This is a genomic window from Nevskia sp. (assembly GCF_051860985.1).
GTDB lineage: Bacteria > Pseudomonadota > Gammaproteobacteria > Nevskiales > Nevskiaceae > Nevskia.
On the sequence record NZ_JBIMKV010000002.1, the window covers coordinates 206,636 to 229,458 of the forward strand.

22 protein-coding genes are annotated in these 22,823 nt (G+C 69.4%); 13 read left to right on the plus strand and 9 right to left on the minus strand.

Going from position 1 to position 22,823, the window contains the following annotated elements; all coding sequences use genetic code 11:
• Positions 1–10 precede the first annotated feature (10 nt).
• Both ACTIGJ_RS03165 and ACTIGJ_RS03170 read left to right on the plus strand, forming a co-directional pair.
• Entirely contained in the window at positions 11–868 is an 858-nt protein-coding gene (locus ACTIGJ_RS03165) for an HlyD family efflux transporter periplasmic adaptor subunit (RefSeq protein ID WP_439638829.1), read from the plus strand.
• Entirely contained in the window at positions 865–2,028 is a 1,164-nt protein-coding gene (locus tag ACTIGJ_RS03170; protein WP_439638830.1) for an efflux RND transporter periplasmic adaptor subunit, read from the plus strand. The genes ACTIGJ_RS03165 and ACTIGJ_RS03170 overlap by 4 nt, the downstream gene beginning before the upstream one ends.
• On the opposite strand, the gene ACTIGJ_RS03175 is transcribed toward ACTIGJ_RS03170, so the two are convergent.
• From ACTIGJ_RS03175 to ACTIGJ_RS03210, 8 genes are all read right to left on the minus strand, one after another.
• Positions 2,019–3,053: a hypothetical protein gene (locus ACTIGJ_RS03175; protein ID WP_439638831.1), complete on the minus strand. Its 1,035-nt coding sequence runs from the start codon at positions 3,051–3,053 to the stop codon at positions 2,019–2,021. The two genes, ACTIGJ_RS03170 and ACTIGJ_RS03175, sit on opposite strands and share 10 nt — an antisense overlap.
• A 162-nt stretch (positions 3,054–3,215) precedes the next feature.
• Positions 3,216–5,654, minus strand: a complete 2,439-nt coding sequence (locus ACTIGJ_RS03180) for a TonB-dependent receptor (protein ID WP_439638832.1) — start codon at positions 5,652–5,654, stop codon at positions 3,216–3,218.
• Positions 5,655–5,667: 13 nt separating this feature from the next.
• Positions 5,668–6,663, minus strand: coding sequence for an HTH-type transcriptional regulator CysB (gene cysB / locus ACTIGJ_RS03185; RefSeq protein ID WP_439638833.1), 996 nt, complete (start codon positions 6,661–6,663; stop codon positions 5,668–5,670).
• 57 nt (positions 6,664–6,720) lie between these two features.
• Positions 6,721–7,332 (minus strand): hypothetical protein, encoded by a 612-nt coding sequence (locus ACTIGJ_RS03190; RefSeq protein WP_439638834.1) that lies wholly within the window; start codon positions 7,330–7,332, stop codon positions 6,721–6,723.
• Positions 7,333–7,378: 46 nt separating this feature from the next.
• Positions 7,379–7,594: a TOBE domain-containing protein gene (locus ACTIGJ_RS03195; protein WP_439638835.1), complete on the minus strand. Its 216-nt coding sequence runs from the start codon at positions 7,592–7,594 to the stop codon at positions 7,379–7,381.
• Positions 7,595–7,744: 150 nt separating this feature from the next.
• The gene (locus tag ACTIGJ_RS03200) at positions 7,745–9,199 is read right to left on the minus strand and encodes an FAD/NAD(P)-binding protein (RefSeq protein ID WP_439638836.1); all 1,455 of its coding nucleotides are present in this window, start codon (positions 9,197–9,199) and stop codon (positions 7,745–7,747) included.
• Positions 9,200–9,357: 158 nt separating this feature from the next.
• The gene (locus tag ACTIGJ_RS03205; protein WP_439638837.1) at positions 9,358–10,008 is read right to left on the minus strand and encodes a hypothetical protein; all 651 of its coding nucleotides are present in this window, start codon (positions 10,006–10,008) and stop codon (positions 9,358–9,360) included.
• Between the two features lie 127 nt (positions 10,009–10,135).
• Positions 10,136–10,282, minus strand: coding sequence for a hypothetical protein (locus ACTIGJ_RS03210; protein ID WP_439638838.1), 147 nt, complete (start codon positions 10,280–10,282; stop codon positions 10,136–10,138).
• 343 nt (positions 10,283–10,625) lie between these two features.
• Here ACTIGJ_RS03210 and ACTIGJ_RS03215 point away from each other — a divergent pair, with 343 nt between their 5' ends.
• The 9 genes from ACTIGJ_RS03215 (at position 10,626) to ACTIGJ_RS03255 (ending at position 19,285) form a co-directional block, all read left to right on the plus strand.
• Complete coding sequence (locus ACTIGJ_RS03215) at positions 10,626–11,777, plus strand: flagellin (protein WP_439638839.1); 1,152 nt, start codon at positions 10,626–10,628, stop codon at positions 11,775–11,777.
• A 94-nt stretch (positions 11,778–11,871) separates the two neighbouring features.
• Positions 11,872–12,252 (plus strand): flagellar protein FlaG, encoded by a 381-nt coding sequence (locus tag ACTIGJ_RS03220; protein WP_439638840.1) that lies wholly within the window; start codon positions 11,872–11,874, stop codon positions 12,250–12,252.
• A gap of 25 nt (positions 12,253–12,277) precedes the next feature.
• Positions 12,278–13,609 carry a flagellar filament capping protein FliD gene (gene fliD, locus ACTIGJ_RS03225; protein ID WP_439638841.1) on the plus strand — a complete coding sequence of 444 codons (1,332 nt, stop codon included), beginning with the start codon at positions 12,278–12,280 and terminating at the stop codon, positions 13,607–13,609.
• Between the two features lie 103 nt (positions 13,610–13,712).
• A complete protein-coding gene (gene fliS / locus ACTIGJ_RS03230; protein ID WP_439638842.1) occupies positions 13,713–14,114 on the plus strand; it encodes a flagellar export chaperone FliS in 402 nt (133 codons plus the stop codon).
• Positions 14,115–14,209: 95 nt separating this feature from the next.
• Entirely contained in the window at positions 14,210–14,767 is a 558-nt protein-coding gene (locus tag ACTIGJ_RS03235; protein WP_439638843.1) for a PilZ domain-containing protein, read from the plus strand.
• Positions 14,768–14,827: 60 nt separating this feature from the next.
• Positions 14,828–15,463 (plus strand): response regulator, encoded by a 636-nt coding sequence (locus ACTIGJ_RS03240; protein ID WP_439638844.1) that lies wholly within the window; start codon positions 14,828–14,830, stop codon positions 15,461–15,463.
• A gap of 318 nt (positions 15,464–15,781) precedes the next feature.
• Positions 15,782–17,260: an RNA polymerase factor sigma-54 gene (gene rpoN / locus ACTIGJ_RS03245; RefSeq protein ID WP_439638845.1), complete on the plus strand. Its 1,479-nt coding sequence runs from the start codon at positions 15,782–15,784 to the stop codon at positions 17,258–17,260.
• Between the two features lie 59 nt (positions 17,261–17,319).
• Positions 17,320–17,724, plus strand: a complete 405-nt coding sequence (locus ACTIGJ_RS03250) for a response regulator (RefSeq protein ID WP_439638846.1) — start codon at positions 17,320–17,322, stop codon at positions 17,722–17,724.
• Positions 17,717–19,285 carry a sigma-54 dependent transcriptional regulator gene (locus ACTIGJ_RS03255; RefSeq protein ID WP_439638847.1) on the plus strand — a complete coding sequence of 523 codons (1,569 nt, stop codon included), beginning with the start codon at positions 17,717–17,719 and terminating at the stop codon, positions 19,283–19,285. The genes ACTIGJ_RS03250 and ACTIGJ_RS03255 overlap by 8 nt, the downstream gene beginning before the upstream one ends.
• Before the next feature lie 206 nt (positions 19,286–19,491).
• On the opposite strand, the gene ACTIGJ_RS03260 is transcribed toward ACTIGJ_RS03255, so the two are convergent.
• The gene (locus tag ACTIGJ_RS03260) at positions 19,492–20,502 is read right to left on the minus strand and encodes a diguanylate cyclase domain-containing protein (RefSeq protein WP_439638848.1); all 1,011 of its coding nucleotides are present in this window, start codon (positions 20,500–20,502) and stop codon (positions 19,492–19,494) included.
• A gap of 251 nt (positions 20,503–20,753) precedes the next feature.
• Between ACTIGJ_RS03260 and fliE the strand changes: the two genes are divergently transcribed.
• Positions 20,754–21,095, plus strand: a complete 342-nt coding sequence (fliE, locus tag ACTIGJ_RS03265; RefSeq protein ID WP_439638849.1) for a flagellar hook-basal body complex protein FliE — start codon at positions 20,754–20,756, stop codon at positions 21,093–21,095.
• Between the two features lie 20 nt (positions 21,096–21,115).
• Positions 21,116–22,816, plus strand: a complete 1,701-nt coding sequence (gene fliF / locus ACTIGJ_RS03270) for a flagellar basal-body MS-ring/collar protein FliF (protein ID WP_439638850.1) — start codon at positions 21,116–21,118, stop codon at positions 22,814–22,816.
• Positions 22,817–22,823: the final 7 nt, after the last annotated feature.

Sequence of the window (22,823 nt, forward strand, 5' to 3'; positions counted from 1 at the left end):
TCGGCCGAAGATGAAGCTGCGATCGCGCGTCGGGCTCGGCGCGCTGCTGCTGGCCGCAGCGGCAGCGGTGCCGGCCCATGAAGGCCACGAGCGCGCCGAGCCGGCGCCCGCTGCGCCGGCCGTCCTGCCGGCGGCATTGCCGGCGGCCGCCGCCGTGACGCCCCGCATCAGCCGGCCGGCGCGGGTGATCGCCGATGTCCGTCGCTCGGTGCTGGTCGCCGCGCCGGAAGCCGGGGTGCTCGAAGCGCCGGCCGGCGGCTTCAAGCGGGCCGGCCAGACGGTGCAGGCCGGCGAGCTGCTCGGCCGCCTGCGGCCGGCGACGCCGCAGGTGCTGCGCCGCGATCTCGAGGCGCAGCTGGTCGAGGCACGCCGCGACACGGCGCTCGGCGCGCTGCAGATCGACCGCTACGGCATCACCGAAGCCCAGCGCTTCGACATCAGCCTGCCGACCCAGACCTTGCAGATCCTCACCGACTACACCGCCGCGAAGGAGCGGCGGGCGCAGTTCGAGAACAGCCTGGATGGCACCGTCGAGATCCGCGCGCCGCGCAGCGGCCGGGTGCTGCGCAGCGACGTCGATGCCAGCCGCCAGCTGGCCGCCGGCGAGTCGCTGTTCGCGATCCAGTCCGACGGCGAGGCGCTGGCCGTCGAGCTGAAGGTGGCCGACGACCGCTTCGTCGCGCCGCAGACCGCCGTCGCCGTGCTCGGTGATGGCCGGGAGCTGCCGCTGGCCCGCATCGGCAGCGGTTTCGACCAGGCCCAGCGCGTCCATGTGAGCCTCTACGCGCCGCAGCAGGCGCCGCCGGACTGGGTGGTCAACCAGCGGCTGCGCGTGCAGTGGCCAGCGGCGCCGGAGCCGGGCCGATGAGCCGGCACGGCCACCCGCGGCGGCGGGCACTGGCGGCAGCCTGGTCGGCAACGCTGACAGCGGCCGTCATCACCGCCGCCGCCGCCCACGACGGCGAGGTCCATCGCGATCCCGATGCCGGCGCGCCGGCGGCCGACGCCGCAGCCGTGCTGCAGCGGCCGGTCTGGCTGGCCGACGGCAGCCTGTACGTCGGCCGCGAACTGCAGCAGCGCCTGAAGCTGCGCAGCCAGCCGTGGTCGCCGGCGGCCCAGACGCTGCCGGTGCAGCATCTGGCCGCCGAGGTGCAGCCGCAGCCGGACGCCGCGCTGGCGGTGGTGGCGATCGAACGCGGCCGGCTCGATGCCCCGGAAGGCGGCAGCTGGCCGCTGCCGGGCCAGCAGGTCCGCGCCGGCCAGCTGCTGGCCTGGCTGCAGCCGCAGCTCAGCCAGCCGCAGCGGGCCGAGCGGCGGGCGCGGCTGGCGAAGCTGGACGCCGAGTTGGCGATCGCGGACGTCAACGTCGAGCGCCAGCAGTTGCAGAGCGCCGTCAACACCGATGCCGGCGGTGTCGCCAGCGGCAATATCTGGGTCGAGAAGTACCTCGCCGAACGCGACGCGATGCGCCGCAACCGCGATCTGCTCGCGCAGAGCCTGGACGACCGCATCGCGCTGAAGGCGCCGCACGCCGGCCGGGTGCTGGGCGTGGTGGCCGCGCCCGGCACCGTGGTGGACGCCGGCGCGGCGGTGCTGCGGCTGTCCGACAGCGATGCGCTGCAGCTGAGCGCCGTTCATCAGCAGGCCGGGCTCGGTGCGCGCATCGCGGCGGCGCGGCTCGGCGACGGCAGCCTGCTGCTGCCGCGCGGCGAAGAGCCGCTGGCCGATGGCAGCGGCTGGCGGCTGCGCTTCGACGTGCCCGCCGGCCAGTCCCGGCTGCTGGCCGGTCAGGTGGTCGACGTGGCGCTGGCGGTCCGCCCGGCGGGCCATGCGCTGGCGCTGCCCGCCGGCGCCTGCGTCGGCCGCAACGGCGCGGCGGAAGTCTGGCTGCAGCGCGGCGACGAGCGTTTCGAGCGGCGCCACCTGCCGTCCTGCCGCCCGGCGGACCTGCAGCCGGCAGTGCTGGCGCTAGCCGACGGCGACCGCCTGGTCACCGAAGGCGCGGCCCTGCTCAGCCGCTATCGCTGAACCGGCCCGGCCGGCGACGCTGTCGCCGGTGCCGGGGCGGGTGCTGGCGGTCGCTTGACCGGCGCGCCCTGCGCAGCCGGCTTTTCCATTGGGGATGCCAAGGGCTTCGCGGCCGTGCCGGCTGGCGTCGGCCTGTCCACTGCGCCGGCGGCTTTCGGCCGGCGGGCTGGCGATGGCGCGGAGGACGGCGTCGGTGCAGCGGCAGCCGGTGATGGTCTTGCGGCAGGCGCCGCCGTGGCAGCCTTCGGCGCCGCCGATGGCGCTGGCGTCATCGCCGTCTTCGGCCGGCTTGCCGACGGCGCCGGCTCGGCAGCGGCCCGGGCCGGTGTGACGGGTGCAGCGGTGGCGGCCTTGCCCGTGCGGGCAACGGCTGCGCCTGGCGTAGGGGACGGCGCGAGTCCAACGGTCCCCGCGCCACCCGGTACGCCGCCGGCACTCCCCGCAGCAGCAGGGGCCACGGGGTGGCCTGTCACCGCCGGCTTGCCCGTCTGGGACGGAGATGGAGTCTGGGATCGCGCTTGGGATGGGGCTGGGGCTTGGGCCTGAGTCTGCGGTCGGGCCGGTGGTTTGGATGGCGGCTGGGATGGCGGCAGCGTGGCGGAGCTGCGCTGTGCTTCGACGTTCGGGCTGGCCTTGGCTGTCACCGGGGCTTTCGGTTTCGGCGCGCGCTTGGGCGCGGCCTTCGGCTTGGCGTCTGGCGCCTCGGCCGGCGACGCGGTGGTGCTGCCGTCGGCGGGCCGGCAGCGCCGGCCGCTGTAGATCGCCAGCGCGGCGATCTGGCCTTGTTCCTTGCGCACGCCGACCAGCCGGGCGTCGCAGCCCTTCACGCAGACCGAAGGCGGCGCGATGGTGCGGTTGAGGACCACCGAGGCGGCCGGCTGGTTGATCTTGACGTCACAGCGCAGCACCGGCGGCTTGGCCGGCCGGGCCGGCTTCGAGGGCTTGCGGGCAGCAGCGGCGGCGGTGGTCGCAACCAGTGCCAGCGCCAGGACCAGCGCCTGCACGCGGTTCAGCTTCGGGGGCATACATCGGAGAAGGATCAGCGGACGCGGCTTGCGTCCGATGCCTATTGGACCTGCTTCGGCGGCCGATCGTCCGGCAGCCGGCATGAAAGGCATCGGTGGCCCGCCCGGCGCATACGGGCGGCCACCGATGTCAGGTCGGGGCGCCGCAGCGGCACGTCGGCTTCAACGGATGTCGTAGCTCACGGTCACGCCGACGATGCGCGGCTGGCCGGCGTAAGCGAAGGCGGTGTCGCCGAGATTGACCACCGAGGCCCGGTAGAACTCGTTGGTCAGGTTGCGGGCGAAGGCCGTCACCTGCCAGCGCTGGCCGGGTGCCGAGAAGGCCAGCCGCACGTCGAGGATCTGGTGCTCGTTGAGCGTGAAGAACGGGTCGCCTTCGAGCGTCGAGTTGGTGGCGCCGGTGTGGCTCCAGGTGACGCCCGGCGACACGTTCAGCGCGTTGTCGATGGTGAACGTGTAGTTCGCCAGCAGGCTGGCCTGCAGGCGCGGCGCGTAGTTGAACGGCCGGCCGGCGAAGTTGAAGTCGTCGCCGGTCGCGGTCAGGCCGACGAACTCGATGACCTTGGTGCGCACATAGGAGCCGAGCGCGGTGATGTAGAGATTGCGCACCGGCAGCCAGGTGGCGGTGATCTCGCCGCCCTGCACGCGGGACTTCGGCACGTTCTGCAGATACTGCAGGTTGCCGAAGATCGGGTCGGAGAAGTAGGTCAGCAGCTGCTTGTCCTTGTACTCGTACTGGAAGGCGGCGCTGTTGATTTGCACGCGGTTGCCGAACAGGCCGATCTTGGCGCCGACCTCGTAGGCGTCAAGCCGTTCCTGCACCACCGGCGCCAGGCTGGCCTGGTCGACCGAGAACACGGTCGGGAAGCCGCCGGACTTGTAGCCGCGCGTGTACGAGCCGTAGAACAGCAGGTCTTCGGCCGGCGTCCAGCTCAGCACGCTGCGGTAGGCGAGGTTGTCCTGCTTCAGCTGGCCGGCCACCAGGCCGGTGTTGCCGTTGGCGTCGACGCTGCCGCACTCGCCCGGCGCCACCACCGAGTTGCCGCCGCGGGCGATGCTGGCAAAGGTGAACAGCGCCGACAGCGGCAGGATCGAGTCGTTGTCGACGTTCTCGTAGGTGCAGCCCTGGTAGCTCTGGGTTTCGCGCGAGTAGCGGATGCCGGCGGTCAGCGTCAGGTGATCGACGAACGTCCAGTTGGCGTCGGCGAACACGCCGTTGGAGCGGGTCTGGCCGTCACCGCGCGCCGAGCCCCGGTTCAGCACCAGCGGCGTGAACAGCGGCGGCGTCGAGCCGAACAGCGGGAAGTTCAGGCTGTTGTCGGAGGCACGGCCCTCGCTGACGATGCCGTACTCGTCGTAGTTGGCATTGACGCCGACGATGAAGTTCGCGCGGTCGCTGAGCGTGCCTTCGAGGCGGATCTCGCCGGACGTGCTGCGGATGTTGCCGGTCAGGAACTGGTCGATGTTCTCCAGATCGGTACCGCCCTGCGGCAGCGCCGAGCCATCGCTGCGCACCTGCGAGAACGCGAACAGGCCGATCAGCCGGTAGTCCTCGTTGATCTGCCACTGCGGCTTCAGCGTGGCGTTCCAGAAGTTGTCGTTCAGGCCGAAGCCGCCGTCCGGGTTCCAGTCACCGATCTTATTGTTGTTGTTATTGGCTATGAACGGGTAGTCGCGCAGCCGTGGCGAGATCGCCGCGTTGCCGGGCAGCAGCGGGTTCTGCGGCCGGATGTCGACCGCGTACGGCGCCTGCGGCTCGCTCTTGTCGAGCCAGCCGGATACCGCCAGCCGCACGGTGACGTCCTCGATCACGTCCCAGTCGACGATGCCGCGCGCGGCGCGCTTGGACACCTTGCCGAGGCGATCGTCGGGCCGCGTGTTGCTGCGCTGCCAGCCGATTTGCGATTCGCTCAAGCTGCCGGCCAGTCGCACCCGCACCGAATCGCCGAGCGGGCCGCTGACGAAGCCTTCGGTGTCGAAGCGGCCATAGCTGCCGCCGGTGGCTTCGAGCCCGGCGGTGAACTTCCGGGTCGGCTTGTTGGCGATGTAGTTGATGGTGCCGCCGGTGGAGTTGCGGCCGTACAGCGTGCCCTGCGGTCCCTTCAGCACTTCGACCCGGCGCAGGTCGAGGTTTGGACCCTTGGTCATCACCGGATAGGGCAGCGCCACTTCATCGAGATAGACGCCGACCGTCGACTGGTTGGCGAAGCTGGAATCGGCGAAGCCGACGCCGCGCAAGGTGTAGATCGGCGTGTTGAAGCCGGAATCAGCCGCAGTGAAGCCAGCCACCAGCTTCGACAGTTCGCGGGTGTCGCGGACGCCGACCGCCTTCAGATCTTCGCCGCCATAGGCGCTGATCGAGGTCGGGATGTCGTCGATGTAGCCGTCGCGGCGGGTGGCGGTGACGACGATCTCCTCGATCCGGGTCACGTCCGGTACTGCCGGCGATTCAGCCGCCGGTGCCGCTTCGGCGCTGGCGGCAGCGGTGGTAGCAGTGTCGTCGGCTGTGGTGACGCCGTCCTGGGCCAGCGCGGCGCTGCCCCAGGGCGAGGTGAGGCCGCCGAGTGCGGCGGCGGAAACAAGCGTACGGAGGGTTTTCATCGGCAGGCGGGGATCAGCGTTTCTGCAGGGTCGGGAAGCGTTCAGCCACCAGGCGGCGGCGTTGTTCGGGGTCCTGGATCGCGGCGACGGTCTCGACGACCTCGCGCGTCAGGTGCGGCGCGAAGCGCTGGATGAAATCGAACATGAAGCCGCGCAGGAACATTCCCTGGCGGAAGCCGATGTGGGTGGTGCTCTGTTCGAACAGGTGGTCGACAGGCAGGCTGACCAGGTCGCTGTCCAGCGTTTCGTCATGCGACATTGAGGCGACGATGCCAATGCCCAAGCCCAGCCGCACATAGGTCTTGATGACGTCAGCATCGACGGCGGTCAGCACCACGTCGGGCCGCAGGCCCTGCGCGGCGAACGCCTGGTCGAGCTTCGAGCGGCCGGTGAAGCCGAAGGTGTAGGTGATCACCGGATAGGCGGCGATCTCGGCCAGGGTCAGCGCCTGCGGCCGGTCGCTGAACTGGCGCGCCAGCGGGTGGTCCGGCGGCACCAGGATGCTGCGGTTCCAGTGGTAGCAGGGCAGCATCACCAGGTCGTCGAAGTGTTCGAGCGCCTCGGTGGCGATGGCGAAATCGGCGGCGCCCTCGACCGCCTGCTTGGCGATCTGCGGCGGGCTGCCCTGATGCAGGTGCAGCGCCACCGACGGCCAGGCCTTGCGGAAGCCGCCGATCACCGGCGGCAGCGCGTAGCGCGCCTGGGTGTGGGTGGTGGCGACGCTGAGATCGCCGCGGTCGGCAGTGCGGAATTCGGACGCGATGTTGCGGATGTTGTCGGCTTCCAGCAGCAGCCGGCGCGTGTATTCGAGGATGCGCTTGCCGGCCGGCGTGATCTCGGAGATGTGCTTGCCGTTGCGCACGAAGATGTCGACGCCGAGTTCTTCCTCGAGCAGGCGCACCTGCTTGGAAACGCCCGGTTGCGACGTGAACAGCGCCTCCGCCGCGGCGGTGACGCTGAGGCCGCGCTTGGAGATTTCCATCACGTAGTGAAGCTGACGCAGTTTCATGACTGCATGTCCCTTTTTGATGTTGAGGTCCGCCGGATCGCGCGCCGGCGGCGCGCGTCAGCAGAACGAGGCTTCGGTGGCGCGGTAGACGCCGTCGTGACCTTCCAGCGACAGCAGCCGGCGATCGACCCAGCGGGCATTGCTGAGCCACAGGCCGTTCCATTCCAGGCCGTCGGCGCGGTGCAGCAGCTCGATGCGGCCCTCGGCCTCGTCGAGGAACACGATCCGGTTCTGCGGCCCCAGCCAGGCATCGAGGATGTGGCGGAAGTCGCGGTCGTAGATCAGCCGCCGGCGGTTTGCCAGGAACGGCCCGAGATAGTCGTTGACCAGATGCCAGGTGTCGGAACGCCCGGCCTGCCGGATCTCGACCCGCGCGGTGCCGTTGTGCATCAGGTACAGCCCGTGGGCGAGCTTGAACGGATGCAGGTTCTCGGCATGCGAGGAGCCGCGCGTGCGGCGCCGGAAGTGGAACGCGCAGTTGCGGCCAGCGAACTGCTCGGCCAGCCGGCTGGCCAGTGCCACGTCGGCGATGCCGCTGCGTTCGATGCGCGGCTTGCCGTGGGCATCGAAACCCATGAAACCGAAGCCGTCCGGGTTGTATTCGGCAGCGGATTCCAGCAGCGCGACCGGCGTGGTCGCACCGATCGGCTGGTGGATGATCAGGCACATGGGGAGCGGGAATCGGGGCGTGGACGCGGCGCGCGGCTGGCCGGCTTCAGATCTTGGCCAGCATCACTTCGGTGGCCTTGAACACGGCCAGCACTTCCGAGCCGACCTGCAGGTTCAGGCTCTTGATCGACCGCGTGGTGACGATCGAGGTGACGATGCCGGACTCGGTTTCGACATCGACTTCCGAAACCACAGGGCCGAGCACGATCTCGACGATGCGGCCGGGAATCTGGTTTCTGCTGTTGATCGCGTGGATCACCATCACTCACTCCTTGAAGGCCAAAGGCTTAACGGAGCGAGAGGTTACGGGGCGCTATTTAGTATTTAAAGAAATATAAAATGCTTTTTATATGCGTAACAGAATAAGGACGGCAGGCCGTCCGTCGTGGTGTCGAAGCGCCCGATCCGCCGCTCAGAGCGCCGTCGCCAGCCGTCCGGACAGCACGCCGCGCAGCTCGCCGGCATCGCGGTGGAGCGGTTCGAGCGAAGCCAGCAGATCACGCGCAAGTGCCTGCGCCTGCTGGCGGATTTCCGGCACGGCGGTGGTTTCCCAGAGCGCGCCCTTGCGCGGCGGGCCCAGGGTGTAGAGCTGCGTCGACGGCTGGCCGTCCTGCTGCAGCAGCCGGCCGCCGGCATCGGTGTCGAGTCCGAGCCCGAGGTCGTCGACCCGCGCCAGCCCCTGTTCGCGCAGCGTGTTCAGCAGCGGATGGTTCAGCCGGCGGTAGTTGCTGTCCGGTCCGGTGCAGTTGACCACCCGCTGCACGCTGCGGATCACCGTGCCGGTGCGGCCGCGCGGCCGCAGGTGCACGTCGACGTGGTCGCCGTGCTCGACGAAGGTCACCGGCCGGGCGGCCATCAGCTCCAGCTGGCCCCGGTCGATCAGCCGCTGCACGGTGTCGAGATTGCGCGGCGCGGCGCGATGACGGTGGATGTCCCACCAGGTGCGGGCATGGCGCAGGAAACGCTGCTGCTCGGCGCGCGGCAGCCGCTGCCAGAGCGTCTGGCCGTGCGGGCGCAGCGCATCCATCACCGAACGCCAGTCGCCGCCAGCGGCGGTGACGGCGGCGACCTCATGGCGGATCAGCCGCATCAGCGCCCGCACCGATGGCGGCGCCGCCGCCGGATCGAAGCCGAGCAGGTGGCGCGCGGCGCTCTGGTGCGGCCGGGGCAGCAGGCCGCGCCGCGACACCACGTGGATGGCGCCGCGATGGCCACGTTCGGCCAGCGAGGCGATCCAGTCCAGCGTCGTCAGGCCGGAGCCGACCAGCAGCACGGCATCGTCCCGGCGCAGCGAGATCAGGCCCTGCATCGACCAGGCGTGGCTCTGGTACATCGGTGAGGCATAGAAGCGCCGGTCGTCGACCGGCGGGTCGGCCGGACCGGGGTTGCCGATCGCCAGCACCAGGCGATCGGCCTCGATGACGGCGCCGGACGCCAGCCGCAGCGTCAGCTTCGACGGGCCGGCGGCGAGGCCGCAGACCTCGTCCTGGACGATGTCGAGCCGCACGTCGCGCGGCGCCTGATCGGCGGCGGTGGCCAGCACGTCACGCAGGTAGTGGCCATAGAGCCGGCGCGGCAGAAACGCCGCCGGATTGACCAGCGCCTCGTCGCCGCGATAGTCGGCGAGCCAGCGCAGGAAGTGGCCCGGCTGGTCCGGGAACGCGCTCATGCCCTCCGCGCGCACGTTCAGCAGGTGCCGGTCCGACTGCTCCCGATAGGCGATGCCGGCGCCGGCCGTTTCGGCGCGCTCGATCAGCACCACCCGCAGCGGCGAACGGGCTTCGCGAAGCAGGTGGGTGGCCGCCATCGTGCCGCTGAAGCCGGCGCCGACGATGGCAATGACGGGGCACGGTAGGCGTCGGGACACAGGCATTCCTGGCGTTCGGGGTCGGCCTGATTATGAAAGCCCGTGACGTCAGAACGAATGACCAAATAAGGCGTGGGAATAAAGACCGATAGCTGTTTATGGAATAAGAATCTAAACATTAGGTACAAGATGGCATTTCTGTTGCGTGAAGATGCTCCTCAAGCCGCCTGGCGCTGGGCCGCCGTCACTGGCCGTTCGGCCTGCGGACGGCGGGCGCCGACGACGCGGAAGCCGAGCTTGCGGGCGCTGCGCCAGTAGCCGTGCCGGCCCGGGCCGAGTTCGCCGATCAGCCGGCCATCGGCGAACACCCGCCCGGTGGCGCCGTCGGGAACCTCGAAGCAGCTGACCCGTGCGTCGAGACGGCCGATCGCCTGCAGTTCGGCCAGCAGGCCGGCCGGCACCTGCAAGGCATCGCACAGCGCCAGCCGCTGCACGACGGGCGTGGTGGCGCGCTTCCAGCACAGGCGACGACCGCGCGGCGGCAGTACCTCGACGAGCCGGCCGTCGACGGTCAGCAGCAGCACCTCGTCGGCGCCGGCCTCGATCAGCGTGAAGGCCTCAAGGACGGCCGGTTCGGCCGCTTCGATCAGCTGCTCGGCGTCTGCCCCGGCGTACAGCGGGCTGGCGTCGACACGGCACAGCCGCAGGTCCAGCGGCGCGTGATGGCCGATCAGCCGGGTGACGCCCGGCATCAACACCCGGACCGCGCGGCGATCGCGATACAGCAGGCCGCGCTGGCCGTCGCCGATGGTGATGGTCTTCAGGCCCAGCAGGCGGGTGCAGCGGAGCAACAGGGCTTCGAGGGTCATGACGCGAGGTCCGCAAGGTGTTGGCAGCGCGAATGCCCATCACGAAAAAGCCCCCGGGAGCTGCACTCCCGGGGGCATTCGCAAGCCTTGGGGAGACCGGGTGACCGATCTCCGATGTTCTGGACGATCAGTCGATGACGCGGGTTTTGACGATGGACAGCAGCGGCAGCACGACAACGACGACACCTGGATTGACGACGGCATTCGTCCACGCGCAAGCCGGGCCGGTGGCCTGGTGCGTGGGGTGCATCGAATGGCGTGAACGTGCGGACATGGCGTCGGTAAGTGCAGTGCTGCGGCAATGGCGGGGCGATGCAGAAGAAGGCCCCGAACGGCGCGAACAATACGTCGCGCCGATGAAGTCATGCAAGCACGAATCGCGCCGAAATCGGTGCCAGGGCCCAGGAAAGCCGCCGATGCACCGTTCTTCGGCCGCTGATGACCGCTCGTCCCGATGCCGACCCCGGCCATCAAGTTTTGCCGGGCCGGACCGCTAAGCCCCTCAACGGCAGACACCGCCGGAACGAAGCAAGTCGAAGCACGTCACTGGCCGCACCGCCGTCCCCTCGACACGGTCACGAAGCCTGCCGAGAGCCACCTACTTAGGAGAATTGACCATGGCTGCAATCATCAACACCAACGTGGCGTCTCTGAACGCGCAGCGCAATCTGTCGTCGTCGCAGAGCAGCATGAGCACCTCGCTGCAGCGCCTGTCCTCGGGCCTGCGCATCAACAGCGCCAAGGACGACGCCGCCGGCCTCGCGATCTCGGAGCGCTTCACCGCGCAGATCCGCGGCCTCGACGTCGCCTCGCGCAATGCCAATGACGGCATCTCGCTGGCCCAGACGGCGGAAGGCGCGCTCGGCGAAGTCACCAACAACCTGCAGCGCATCCGCGAACTCGCGGTGCAGTCGGCCAACGCCTCGAACAGCGCCACCGACCGCGCCGCGCTGCAGACCGAAGCCTCGCAGCTGCTGTCGGAAGTCGACCGGGTGTCGAACCAGACCAAGTTCAACGGCGTCGCGCTGATCGACGGCAGCTTCACCTCGGCGGTGTTCCAGGTCGGCGCCAACGCCGGCGAAACGATCACCGTCAGCTCGCTGGTCGACGCCAACGTCGCCGCGCTCGGTTCGGTGACCTCGGCCAGCGCGCAGTCCAGCGCCGTCAGCGGCATCAGCTCGCTCGGCGCGCTGGCGGCCGGCACACTGACCATCAACGGCACCGACATCTCCACCCAGATCGGCGCGGCGGGCACCTCGCAGCAGCGCGTCGGCCAGGTCGTCGATGCGATCAACAACAGCTCGACCACCACCGGCGTCAACGCGGCGTTCGACGCCTCCACCGGCAAGATCGTGCTGAGCTCGGAGTCGAACATCACCGTCGGCGGCACCGATGACGGCACTGCCACCGGCTTCGATGGCGCCACCGGCGTCACCGGCACCGCGTCGACCACCACCGGCCTGACCGCGCTCGATCTGTCGAGCTATGCCGGCGCCTCGCTGGCGATCAAGCAGATCGACTCGGCCCTCGGCCAGGTCAACTCGGCGCGCGCCACGCTGGGTGCCATCCAGAATCGCTTCAGCTCGGTGGTGTCGAACATCGCATCGACCTCCGAGAACATGTCGGCATCGCGCAGCCGCATCCAGGACGCCGACTTCGCCAAGGAAACCGCCGCGATGACGCGCGGCCAGATCCTGCAGCAGGCCGGTACCGCGATCCTGTCGCAGGCCAACTCGGCACCGCAGAACGTGCTGAGCCTGCTGCGCTGAGTCGCAACGAGTAGGGCGGGGCCAGGTGTCCGTGTCGCAGGCCTGATCGGGGACTGCGGCACGGGCACCGGGCTTTATCACCGAGGACTTGTCCATGTCCGTGCCATCCAGTTCCGCCGTCAGCGCGATCCAGGCCACCGTGGCCGTGGATCGTTTTGGCGTTTCCGCTGCCGTGCCGGGAGGCGGCGTGCCGGTCAGCGCGCCGGTCGTCGAACAGCCGGCCGTGCTGGCTGCTACCGAGGTTGCCGCCGAACCGGTGCAGCTGGCCCAGGCGGTCGATGATCTCAACCAGCGCTTCCGCGACGCGCGCACCGACCTGCGCTTCAGCGTCGATGACGACAGCGGCCGTGTGGTGGTGTCGATCGTCGACGCTGCCGACGGCAAGGTGCTGCGCCAGATGCCCACCGAGGAAGCGCTGCGCGTGGCCAAGGCGCTCGACAAGGCGCTGGGCACGCTGATCGAACGCGTCGCCTGATTTTCCGTATCGCAAGAGAATTTCCATGGCCGCCATCACTTCCGCCGGCGTCGGGTCCGGGCTCGACGTCGCCAGCATCGTGTCCCAGCTGGTTGCCGCCGAACGCGGCCCGGCCGACCAGCGCCTGTCGATCGCCACCACCAAGGCCAACACGACGATTTCGGCGCTCGGCAATTTCCGTTCGCTGCTGGCCAGCCTGCAGACCGCCGCCAAGGCGCTGCTGCCGGGCACCAGCGGCACGCCGAGCGGCCTCGGCAAGCTGAGCGCGACACCCGCCAACACCACCTATTACACGGCGAGCGCCGAGAACAAGGCGGTGGCCGGCAACTATTCGGTCGAAGTGGTCTCGCTGGCGGCCGCGTCCAAGCGCGCCAGCGATCTGTACGCGTCCAGCGGCTCGACGGTCGGCAATGGCGACGTGACCATTTCGGTCGGCGCCAGTTCGTTCACCGTCAATCTGGCCGATGGCGCCAACACGCTGGCCGACCTGCGCGACAAGATCAACGCGGCCAGCGACAACAAGGGCGTCGGTGCTGCGATCGTGTCCGACTCCGGCGGCGCCCGCCTGCTGCTGACCAGCCGTTCCACCGGCACCGCCAATGCGGTCAGCGTGTCGACCACGCTGTTCAACACCACGGTGTCGCAGGCGGCCGCCGACGCGGTGGTCAAGGTCGACGGCTTCCAGACCACCAGCAGCTCCAACACGGTGACCACGGCGGTCGACGGCCTGACCCTGAACCTGGTCAAGGCCGAGCCGGGCACCAGCACGGCGCTGACCGTGTCGCTGGACCAGAAGGCGTCAGAGACGGCGGTGGCGACCTTCGTCAACGCGTACAACAACCTGGTCAAGTTCATCGGCACCCAGACCAAGTACGACGCCACCGCGCAGACCGCCGGCGTGCTGCTGGGCGATGCCACCGTGCTGTCGGCGACCCAGGCGCTGCGCAACGTGATCGGCGGCACCACGGCTTCGGCCGGCGACTACAAGACGCTGTCGGCGCTCGGCATCAAGACCTCCAGCGACGGCACCCTGATTTCCGATACCGCCAAGTTCAGCAAGGCGGTCAGCACCGATTTCTCGGCGGTGCAGCGGCTGTTCGCCGCCGACGACGGCATTGCCACCAGACTCGATGCGCTGGCCAAGACGCTGCTCGCCGACGACGGCCAGATCAAGGCCAAGACCGACGGCCTCAACGCCCGGGTCAAGGACCTGGCGCGCCAGCAGCAGGCGGTGGATACCCGGATGACCGCCTACGAGGCGCGGACCCGCGCCCAGTTCACCGCGCTGGACACGCTGATGTCGAAGCTCAACAGCACCAGCACCTACCTCAGCCAGCAGCTCGCCAAGCTCGGCTGAAGCCGCCGCGACAGCGCTGAAAGATCACGGTTTTTTCGCGCTTCCGTCTCAAGATTCCGGCGCCGCCGCCGTTAAGGAAGGCAATCGAGACACGGAGCGCGACATGGCCCATTACATGAATTCGGCGATGAACCAGTACCGGCAGACCGGCGTTGCCGCGGCAACCGTCGAGACCGATCCGGTCAAGCTGATCGCCATGCTGCTCGGCGGCGCCATCGACCGCCTAGCTTTCGCCCGCGGCGCGATGCTGCGCAAGGAGCGAGAAGCCAAGCACCACGACCTGCGCGCGGCGATGTCGATCATCGAGCACCTGCGGCTGGTCCTCGACCTGAAGGCCGGCGGCGAACTGGCAGCCAATCTGGCCCGGCTCTACGACTACATGCTGGGCCGGCTGCCAGCCGCCAACCTGGCCGACGACCCGGCCGGCCTCGACGAAGTGATCGCCCTGCTGCGCGAGATCAAGGGCGGCTGGGACGCGATGCCAGCCACCGCGCGGCGCCACTGACGTCCACCGATCGCGGGCGCCAGCCATCCGGCACCGGCGACGGGCCTGCCGCTTGCACGGCAGCCCGTGTCGTCCCGCCATCGGTCGCCGCTGCCATGACTGCACCTGACATCCACGCCACTGCGCTGATCGGCGCGCCGAGCTACGAGGCGGCGCTGCCGCTGCACTGGACGCCGCTGGCGGAGGCAATCGGCGGCCTGCGCCGCGAGCAGTACAACGACGACAACCTGCGGGTGCTGGCCGCCGTGGCGGTGCTCGACGAAAGCCGCAGCAGCCTGGTGCCGGACGAAGCCGCTGCGCTCGACGCCGAGATCGGCCGGCTGAACCAGAAGCTCAACCTGGTGATCGACCTGCTCGGCTTCCTGATCGCCCAGCAGGCGGCCGCGCCGCCGGCCGGCCGGGTGCGGCTGTCCTGGCAGGGCGCGGTGTTCGTCGGCCCGCAGGCGGCGGGCGAGGCCGGCCTGCTGAGCCTGCAGCTGCATCGCAGCGTGCCGCAGCCGTTCATCTGGCCGGCGCGGATCAGCCATGTCGACGGCGAGGAACGCCACGCCCGCTTCGCGCCGTTCGGCGACGCGCTGCAGACGGCGCTGGAACGCCACGTCTTCCTGCGCCATCGCCGCGCCATCGCCGGCCACCGGCGCGGCGGCAGCTGAGCCGGCGGCGCTGGCGATAGACTGCGGCGCACCGTTCGCCCGTCTGCCTGCCGCCGCGCCATGCGCCTAGTCCTCGCCGATCCACAGCCGCTGGTCCGTGCCGGCATCCGCCGTCTCTGCGAGACGCTGGCCGGCACCGAGGTGGTTGGCGAGACCGGCGACGGCCAGCAGCTGCTGGAACTGGTTGCGCGGCAGTCGCCGGATCTGGTGCTGCTGGAGCTGCAGCTGCCGAGCCTGAACGGCATCGACGCGATCCAGCAGATCCGCCGCCATTACCCGGCGACCTCGGCGATGGTGCTGTCGGCGCGCGCGGAAAGCTCGCAGGTGCGGGCGGCGCTGAAGGCCGGCGCGGTCGGCTACCTGTCCAAGCAGGGCGAGGCGGTGGAACTGGAACTGGCGTTGAAGGCCGCCGAGCGCCGGCAGATCTACCTGAGCCCCGGCATCGCCCACAGCGTGGTCGGCCCGCGCAAGTCGGCCCGCGCCGAAGACAGCGTGACCCTGCCGCGCCGCCAGCAGCAGGTGCTGAGCCTGATCGCGCGCGGCAAGTCGACCAAGGAAATCGCCAACCTGATGGGCATCAGCGCCAAGACCGTCGAAACCCATCGGGCGCGGATGATGGACGCGCTGGGCCTGTATGGCACCAATGCGCTGATGCGCTACGCGATCCGCACCGGCCTGGAAGGCGCTGAAGGCTGAAGGGGGCCTGACCGGGAGGGCTGACGCGCCGGCGTCGTCGGATCGCGCTGAGCCGCCCGGGCCGCCCCAGACCGGCCTTGACCGTCGCCGACCGGCCCGACGCAGTCGCCGCAGACGCGGATTCCGAACCTGTCCAAATCCTGTACATCGACCAGCGAGGGCAATTTCCGGACCAGTGGCGGGTGCCCCGATCAGCTTTTGACGTTTGTCAGGATTTTGCTGACAAGCAGTCAGGAAAAAACGGATTGGGCGGACTCGGCCGTTCAACAAAGATGCTTCCACCAGATCAGGCGCAAGCCAGCGCACAGGGGAGCAGACATGAAAGCAACGACGCGGATGGGTGTTTCGCAGAACGTCGCACTGACGCCGCAACTCCTTCAATCCATTCGACTTCTCCAGCTGTCGGCGATCGAGCTGGAGCAGGAGGTCGAGTCCGCCCTGGAAGGCAATGTGCTGCTCGAGCGCGACGAATCGGCGATCCCGACCGCAGCCGGCGCCGAAGCACCGTCGCCGCAGCTGGCCGACCCCGCGCCGCAGGCGGCCGACTCCACCGAAGCCCCGGTGTCCGGCTGTGACACCGCCGCCATCGAGCGGGTCGACGCCGACTACGACTGGTCGAGCGCCGAAGCCTGGTCCGGCGGCGAGCCGGGCGAAGATGGCGAGCCGCTGGAAGCGCGTCGCGCCGCCGCGCCGATCGAGGACACCCGGGTCGCCGCGCTGGAGCAGCTGGAACTGGTGATCACCTCGCCGCGCGAATGGCAGCTGGCGGTGGCCATCATCGAAGTGGTTGACGACAACGGCTACCTGGAAGTCTCGCTGGACACCCTCCTCAGCCAGCTGCCGGCGGAGTGGCAGGTGTCGATGGCCGAACTCGAAGCGGCGCTGCGCACCGTGCAGGGCGTGGAGCCGACCGGTTTCGCGGCCCGCGATCTGCGCGAATGCCTGCTGCTGCAGCTGGAAGCCGTGAAGGCCGGCACGCCGGGCAAGAACCTCGCGGAAACGCTGGTTGCCGACCATCTGGAACGGGTCGCGGCCCGCGATTTCGCCAACCTGCGCAGCGAACTGGGTGCCACCGAGGCGAAGCTGATCGCGGCGATGGAGCTGATCCGCACGCTGGACCCGAAGCCGGGCGCCTCGCGCATCGAGCCGGCCCAAGCCGTGGTGCCGGATCTGATCGTCAGCGGCGTCGCTGGCGCCTGGAAGGTCGAGCTGAACCCGGTGAACCTGCCGAAGCTGCGCATCAACGGCCAGTACGAACGGATGATGAGCGCCAACGCTGCCAGCCACAAAGGCATGAAGGACCAGCTGCAGCAGGCGCGCTGGCTGGTGCGCGGCCTGGAGATGCGCCACGAGACGCTGCTCAAGACCGCCCGCGTGGTGTTCGAGCGGCAGCGCGAATTCCTGAAGCGCGGCGAGGAAGGCATGCTGCCGCTGACCCTGCGCGAAGTTGCCGACGCGATCGCCATGCACGAATCCACCGTCTGCCGCGTCACCTCCAGCAAGTTCGTCGCCACGCCCTGGGGCGTGTACCCGATGAAGGCGTTCTTCCCGAGCCAGATCCAGGGCACCGAGGCCGACACCTCGGGCATCGCGGTGCGGGCGATGATCCGTCGCATCGTCGACGGCGAGAAGGCCGGCGCGCCGCTCTGCGACGGCGCGATCGCCGCGATCCTGGCCCGCAACGGGGTGCGGATCGCCCGCCGGACCATTGCCAAGTACCGCGAAGCCATGAAAATTGCACCGGCCAAGGAACGCAAGCTCAACGCGGCGCGGGTTGCCGTCAGAATGGCGGGATGAAGCCATCGTCGCCGCAAGGCGCATGCAGCCCGCCAGCGCGGGCCGGGGATACGAGGAAGATGAATACGGTTCGAACGCTCCTGGTTGACGACAACGAGGCCTTTCTGGTGCTGGCCCGCCACCTGCTGGCCTCGGTGCCGGAAATCAGCGTCGTCGGCCTCGGGCACGATGGCTACGACGCCGTCCGGCTGGCCGAGGAACTGCGGCCCGACCTGATCCTGATGGACCTGTCGATGCCCGGCATGGGCGGCCTGCAGGCGACCCGGCTGATCAAGGCCCAGGACGCGCCGCCGCGCATCCTGATCGCCAGCCATTACGACGACGCCGAACACCGCGAGCACACCGCGCAGGCTGGCGCCGACGGCTTCATTTCCAAGCACGACTACGAACACCGGATCGCCGAATACGTGCGCGCCAACATGTCGCAGGGCGACGCCGACGCGGAGGGCAGCGCGCATGGCTGAGTCGCGCGTGCTGGTGATCGACGGCGACGACCAGAACGCCGCGTCGCTGGCGTCGATCCTGCAGTTCATCGATTTCATTCCGGTCTGCGTGCCGTCGGCCGCTGCGCTGAAGCTGGCCGAGCGCCGGCCGCAGGAATGGCTGGCCGTGATCATCGGCCAGGAGGCCGACGGCGCCGCGCTGAGCCGCTTCGTTGAATGGCTCAAGCGCGATCGCCACCATCCGCCGCTGCTGGTGTCGCCGAATCGCCAGGAAGCGCTGTGCGAGCAGTTCGGCCTCGACCGCAGCGCCTGCTTCGCGCTCGACCAGCCGGTGCGCTACGCGCAGCTGAACGATCTGCTGCGCCGCGCCGGCCTGGTCCGCATGGACCAGGAAGCGGCGGCGACCCGGCTGATCGGACCGACCGGCAACTCCGCGCCGATCCGCAAGGTGCGGCGGATGATCGAGCAGGTGGCCGGTCATGACACCACCGTGCTGGTCACCGGCGAATCGGGCACCGGCAAGGAAGTGGTGGCCCGTGCCGTGCACGAGCAATCCAATCGCCGCGACAAGCCGTTCGTGGCCGTCAACTGCGGCGCCATTCCCAGCGAGCTGCTGGAATCGGAGCTGTTCGGGCACGAGAAGGGCGCGTTCACCGGCGCGATCACCTCGCGCAAGGGCCGTTTCGAGATGGCCGACGGCGGCACGCTGTTCCTCGACGAGATCGGCGACATGACCCTGCCGATGCAGGTGAAGATCCTGCGCGTGCTGCAGGAGCGCACCTACGAGCGGGTCGGCTCCAATCGCAGCATGCGCTGCGAGGTGCGGATCATCGCCGCCACCCACCGCAATCTCGAGGACAACATCGTCAAGGGCAGCTTCCGCGAGGACTTGTTCTATCGTCTGAACGTGTTCCCGATCGAGATGCCGGCGCTGCGCGAGCGGCTCGAAGACCTGCCGCTGCTGATCGACGACCTGATCGACGCGATGCGCCGCAACGGCCACGGCTCGGTGCGGCTGTCGCCGGATGCCGTGCACGCGCTGCGCGCCTACCACTGGCCGGGCAATGTCCGCGAGTTGTCGAACCTGATCGAGCGTCTGGCGGTGCTGCATCCGCACGCCGTGGTCGGCGTTGCCGAACTGCCGGCGCGCTACCGCCAGAACATCCCGATTCCGGCGCCAGTGCCGCAGCCGCTGTCGGTACCGGCCGTGGCCGAGGAAGACCTGCAGCCGATCGTCGTCAACGGCCGCGCCAGCAGCAGCGGCAGCATCGCCGCGTCGTCGGCCTCGCTGGCATCGGCCGGCGGCTTCACGGCGGTCTCCAGCCTGCCGCCGCTGGCTGCGGCGTCGACGGCGTATTTCCCGGCCGGCGCCGCCCAGCTGCCGCCGGATGGCGTGAACCTCAAGGATCACATCGAAACCATCGAACTGGCGCTGATCAAGCAGGCGCTGGCGCAGTCGTCCGGCGTCGTCGCCCACGCCGCCAAGCTGCTCAACACCCGGCGCACGACGCTGGTCGAAAAGCTGCGCAAGTACGGACTGCAGCGCGACGACGGCAGCGATCCGGAGTCGGCGACGCTGTAAGGCCTCGACGCGCCGCGCCCTTGTCATCGCCGGTCAGGCGGTGACGAGGCGCAGCGGGGCATGGTTGATCAGTAGTTCGGCGCTGGCCGCCGTGACTCGCCGGCCGGGTCATCGACCTCCGTGACGGCCGATGTCAGCCGTCAGCCTCCGGCGATCTCCCGCGAACCGGCTCGGCGCGCGCCGGCTGGCGACCGCCGGAGCGGGCTTCAGCCGCGCTTGCCCTGCTTGTCGCGATACATCAGCTGGTCGGCTTCGGCGATCAGCTGTTCAAGGCTCTCGCTGCTGTCCGGCGGGCAGGGCCGCAGACCGACGCTGAAGCCCAGCTGCGCTTCCAGGATCGGGTTGGCCGACAGTTCCTCGACGGCCCGCGTCAGCCGGTGGCGGATCGCGTCGACCTCGGCGCCGGTGTCGGGTGCGAACACGGCAAACTCGTCGCCACCCAGGCGCGCCACGATGTCGGTGGAGCGAAACACCTTCCGCAGCAGCATCGCGGCCAGCACGATGATGGCGTCACCGGCGGCATGGCCCAGCCGGTCATTGACGCCCTTCAGACCGTCGAGATCAACGAAGGCCAGCACGCAGGACGCGCCGCGCCGGCGGGCGCGGCCCAGTTCCGGCGCCGCCTGCAGATCGAAGCCGCGCCGGTTCAGCAGGCCGGTCAGCGGGTCGCTGATCGACTGCTGGCGGATATCCTCGTACTGGCGCGCGCGCTCGGTGTCGTCACTGGCGATGCTGCCGATGTAGCGACGGCCGAGGCTGTCGTGAAACGGAAAGCGGGTGACCTGCCAGCAGCGGGCCGTGCCGCTGGCGTCCTGCACGATCTCGACGCTGCGCTGCGGTTCGTGACCGCCGAGGATGTCCAGATCCTGCACGCGTGCGCGGGCCGCATCGTCGTGACCGAACAGCTCGAAGTCGGTCTTGTCCAGCGTGTCGATCGCGTGAAGGCCGAAGCGCTCGAACCAGTTGCGATTGGCCCAAACCAGCCGGCCGCGATCGTCCTTCAGCCAGGCGATGGTGTCGCTGCGATCCATGAAGGCGCGCAGCAGCAGGCTGTCGCGACGGATCAGATCGGACTCGGCGATGCGGAACTCGGCAGCCGACAGCTCAAGCTGCAGACGTGCGTTCTCGGCTTCCAGCGCGGCCAGGCGCGCCAGCGCAGGGTCGACGGCGGGCAGGCGATGGGCATCGGCAAGCGCAGCTGGGGAAAGTCGGGTCATCGGCATCGCGGGCACCAGGTCTGCAACGGAATGGGCGGCAGTCTGCGCGTTCGACTTCGTTCCCCGTCACCGACAATCCGTCTTTCACGACGGCCGGCAGCGATCCGCTGAAGCACGGCGGGCGGCGCTCCGGTGCGACGTAAATCCGTCGCCGAAACGGGGCCCGGATGGGGGTTTCGAGCCGGATTCCCGCGTGTTTGCGCGTGGAACAGGTCTTGCTCCCCGGCATGCAAACCCAGTCGGACCCGGCCATGAACTCCATCGACGTCAACCGCGTGCTGTCGCAGATCCGCACGTTGCAGGCCCAGGCCGGCAACCGTCCGGCCAGTGCGGCGGCGGCCGGCGCTCCGGCGGCGGAAGGCGCTGCCGCCAACGGCTTCAGCGGCCTGCTGAAGAACGCCGTCGATTCGGTCGCCAAGGCCCAGAACACGGCTGGAGACCTGCAGAAGAAATTCGAGCTGGGCGACCCGAACACCGATCTGGCCACCGTGATGCTGGCGACCTCGAAGTCGCAGGTGTCGTTCAAGGCGATGGTCGAGGTGCGCAACCGGATGGTGTCCGCGTACCAGGACATCATGAACATGCCGCTGTGATCTGAAGAACCCCTACGACCATGGCTGAAATCGCAGTTCAGGCGGGATTGGCGTCCCGCAAGCTCCAGGACCTTCCGGGCGTTCGCCAGCTGGTCGCGATCGCCGGCGTGGCGCTGGCGATCGCCGCCGGCATCACGCTGTTCTTCTGGGCCCAGAAGCCGAACCTGGCACCGCTCTATCCGAATCTGGGCGAGAAGGATTCCGCCGAAGTCGCCGATGCGCTGCGCGCCGCCGGCATCGAGTACCACCTGGACGCTGCTACTGGCAGCGTCACCGTGCCGGCCGACAAGCTGCATGAAGCGCGCCTGCGGCTGGCCTCGCAGGGCCTGCCGAAAGGTTCATCGCTGGGCATGGAGATGATCCGCGAGGAGCAGGGTTTCGGCACCAGCCAGTTCATCGAGACCGCGCGCTATCAGCTGGCGCTGGAAACCGAGCTGTCGCGGACCATCGGCAGCCTGATGGCGGTCAAGGGCGCACGTGTGCATCTGGCGCTGCCGAAGCCCTCGGCCTTTGCCCGCACCCGCGAGCAGGCCAGTGCCTCGGTGCTGCTGGAACTGCATCCGGGCCGGCAGCTGGAAGCCGGGCAGGTGGCGTCGATCGTCCACATGGTCGCGTCCAGCGTGCCGAACCTGCTGCCGTCGGCGGTCACCGTGATCGACCAGTACGGCCACCTGCTGACCAAGGACGGTGCCGACAGCGATGCCGATGCCTCCGCCGAGCAGTTCGCCTTCACGCGTCGCGTCGAAGCCGACTACGTGCGCCGCATCGAACAGCTGCTGGCGCCGATGATGGGCGCCGGCCGGGTCAGCGCGCAGGTCGCCGCCGATCTCGACTTCAGCGTCACCGAGGAAGCCCGCGAGGCCTACAACCCCAATCCGCAGGCGATCCGCAGCGAACAGACCAGCGAGGAAGCCAACCGCAACGGCAGCGGCACCCCGCCGCAGGGCGTGCCGGGCGCCACCTCCAACCAGCCGCCGAGCCCGGCCCAGGCCGTGCCGCTGAACACCGTCAACGGTCAGCCGGTGCCCGGCAGCGGCACGAGCGCCAGTGCCACGACGCCACCAACCAGCGAATCGCGCAGCGCCACCCGCAACTTCGAGCTGGACAAGACCGTCAGCCATACCCGGCGCGCGCCGGGCAGCGTCCGGCGGCTGTCGATCGCGGTGCTGGTCGACAACCTGCCGAAGGCCAACGACAAGGGCGTGATGGTGCCGACCGCGCTGAACGCCGATGAGCTGGCCAAGGTGCAGGCGCTGGTGCGCGAAGCGGTCGGCTTCGACGAGAAGCGCGGCGACACCGTGACCGTGCAGAACGCGCCGTTCATGCCGGCCGATGCGCTGGCCGAGATCGCGCCGCTGCCGATCTGGCAGCAGCCGGAAATGCGCGACTACGCGCGTCAGGGACTTGGCGCGCTGGTGGTGCTGCTGATCGCGCTGCTGGTGGTGCGGCCGATGCTGAAGAGCCTGATGTCGCCGGCCGCCGCGCCGCAGACCGTCGATGCGGTGCTGGAAACCATGGCCGAGCGGCGCGCGGTGGCCGCCGCCGCCGGCAACGAGCTGCCGGGCGAGGTCGCCGAAGACCGCCTGAGCCTGGGCACAAGTCCTGCACCGGAGGTGCCGAAGGTCTACGAGCAGAAGCTCGAAGTGGCCCGCGCCGCCGTCGCCCAGGACCCCAAGCGCGTCGCCCAGCTGGTCAAGAACTGGATCGGGAGTGAAGGATGAGTGCCGT

Bases quoted from the DNA above. Each gene is read 5' to 3' on its own strand.
- ACTIGJ_RS03255 (WP_439638847.1), top strand. From the start codon at position 17,717: ATGGCTGAGTCGCGCGTGCTGGTGATCGACGGCGACGACCAGAACGCC.
- ACTIGJ_RS03170 (WP_439638830.1), top strand. From the start codon at position 865: ATGAGCCGGCACGGCCACCCGCGGCGGCGGGCACTGGCGGCAGCCTGG.
- ACTIGJ_RS03250 (WP_439638846.1), top strand. From the start codon at position 17,320: ATGAATACGGTTCGAACGCTCCTGGTTGACGACAACGAGGCCTTTCTG.
- ACTIGJ_RS03205 (WP_439638837.1), bottom strand. From the start codon at position 10,008: ATGACCCTCGAAGCCCTGTTGCTCCGCTGCACCCGCCTGCTGGGCCTG.
- ACTIGJ_RS03180 (WP_439638832.1), bottom strand. From the start codon at position 5,654: ATGAAAACCCTCCGTACGCTTGTTTCCGCCGCCGCACTCGGCGGCCTC.
- fliD (WP_439638841.1), top strand. From the start codon at position 12,278: ATGGCCGCCATCACTTCCGCCGGCGTCGGGTCCGGGCTCGACGTCGCC.
- ACTIGJ_RS03240 (WP_439638844.1), top strand. From the start codon at position 14,828: ATGCGCCTAGTCCTCGCCGATCCACAGCCGCTGGTCCGTGCCGGCATC.
- ACTIGJ_RS03175 (WP_439638831.1), bottom strand. From the start codon at position 3,053: ATGCCCCCGAAGCTGAACCGCGTGCAGGCGCTGGTCCTGGCGCTGGCA.
- ACTIGJ_RS03220 (WP_439638840.1), top strand. From the start codon at position 11,872: ATGTCCGTGCCATCCAGTTCCGCCGTCAGCGCGATCCAGGCCACCGTG.
- rpoN (WP_439638845.1), top strand. From the start codon at position 15,782: ATGAAAGCAACGACGCGGATGGGTGTTTCGCAGAACGTCGCACTGACG.
- ACTIGJ_RS03190 (WP_439638834.1), bottom strand. From the start codon at position 7,332: ATGTGCCTGATCATCCACCAGCCGATCGGTGCGACCACGCCGGTCGCG.
- ACTIGJ_RS03235 (WP_439638843.1), top strand. From the start codon at position 14,210: ATGACTGCACCTGACATCCACGCCACTGCGCTGATCGGCGCGCCGAGC.
- fliS (WP_439638842.1), top strand. From the start codon at position 13,713: ATGGCCCATTACATGAATTCGGCGATGAACCAGTACCGGCAGACCGGC.
- cysB (WP_439638833.1), bottom strand. From the start codon at position 6,663: ATGAAACTGCGTCAGCTTCACTACGTGATGGAAATCTCCAAGCGCGGC.
- ACTIGJ_RS03210 (WP_439638838.1), bottom strand. From the start codon at position 10,282: ATGTCCGCACGTTCACGCCATTCGATGCACCCCACGCACCAGGCCACC.
- ACTIGJ_RS03195 (WP_439638835.1), bottom strand. From the start codon at position 7,594: ATGGTGATCCACGCGATCAACAGCAGAAACCAGATTCCCGGCCGCATC.
- ACTIGJ_RS03165 (WP_439638829.1), top strand. From the start codon at position 11: ATGAAGCTGCGATCGCGCGTCGGGCTCGGCGCGCTGCTGCTGGCCGCA.
- ACTIGJ_RS03215 (WP_439638839.1), top strand. From the start codon at position 10,626: ATGGCTGCAATCATCAACACCAACGTGGCGTCTCTGAACGCGCAGCGC.
- ACTIGJ_RS03260 (WP_439638848.1), bottom strand. From the start codon at position 20,502: ATGACCCGACTTTCCCCAGCTGCGCTTGCCGATGCCCATCGCCTGCCC.
- fliE (WP_439638849.1), top strand. From the start codon at position 20,754: ATGAACTCCATCGACGTCAACCGCGTGCTGTCGCAGATCCGCACGTTG.
- fliF (WP_439638850.1), top strand. From the start codon at position 21,116: ATGGCTGAAATCGCAGTTCAGGCGGGATTGGCGTCCCGCAAGCTCCAG.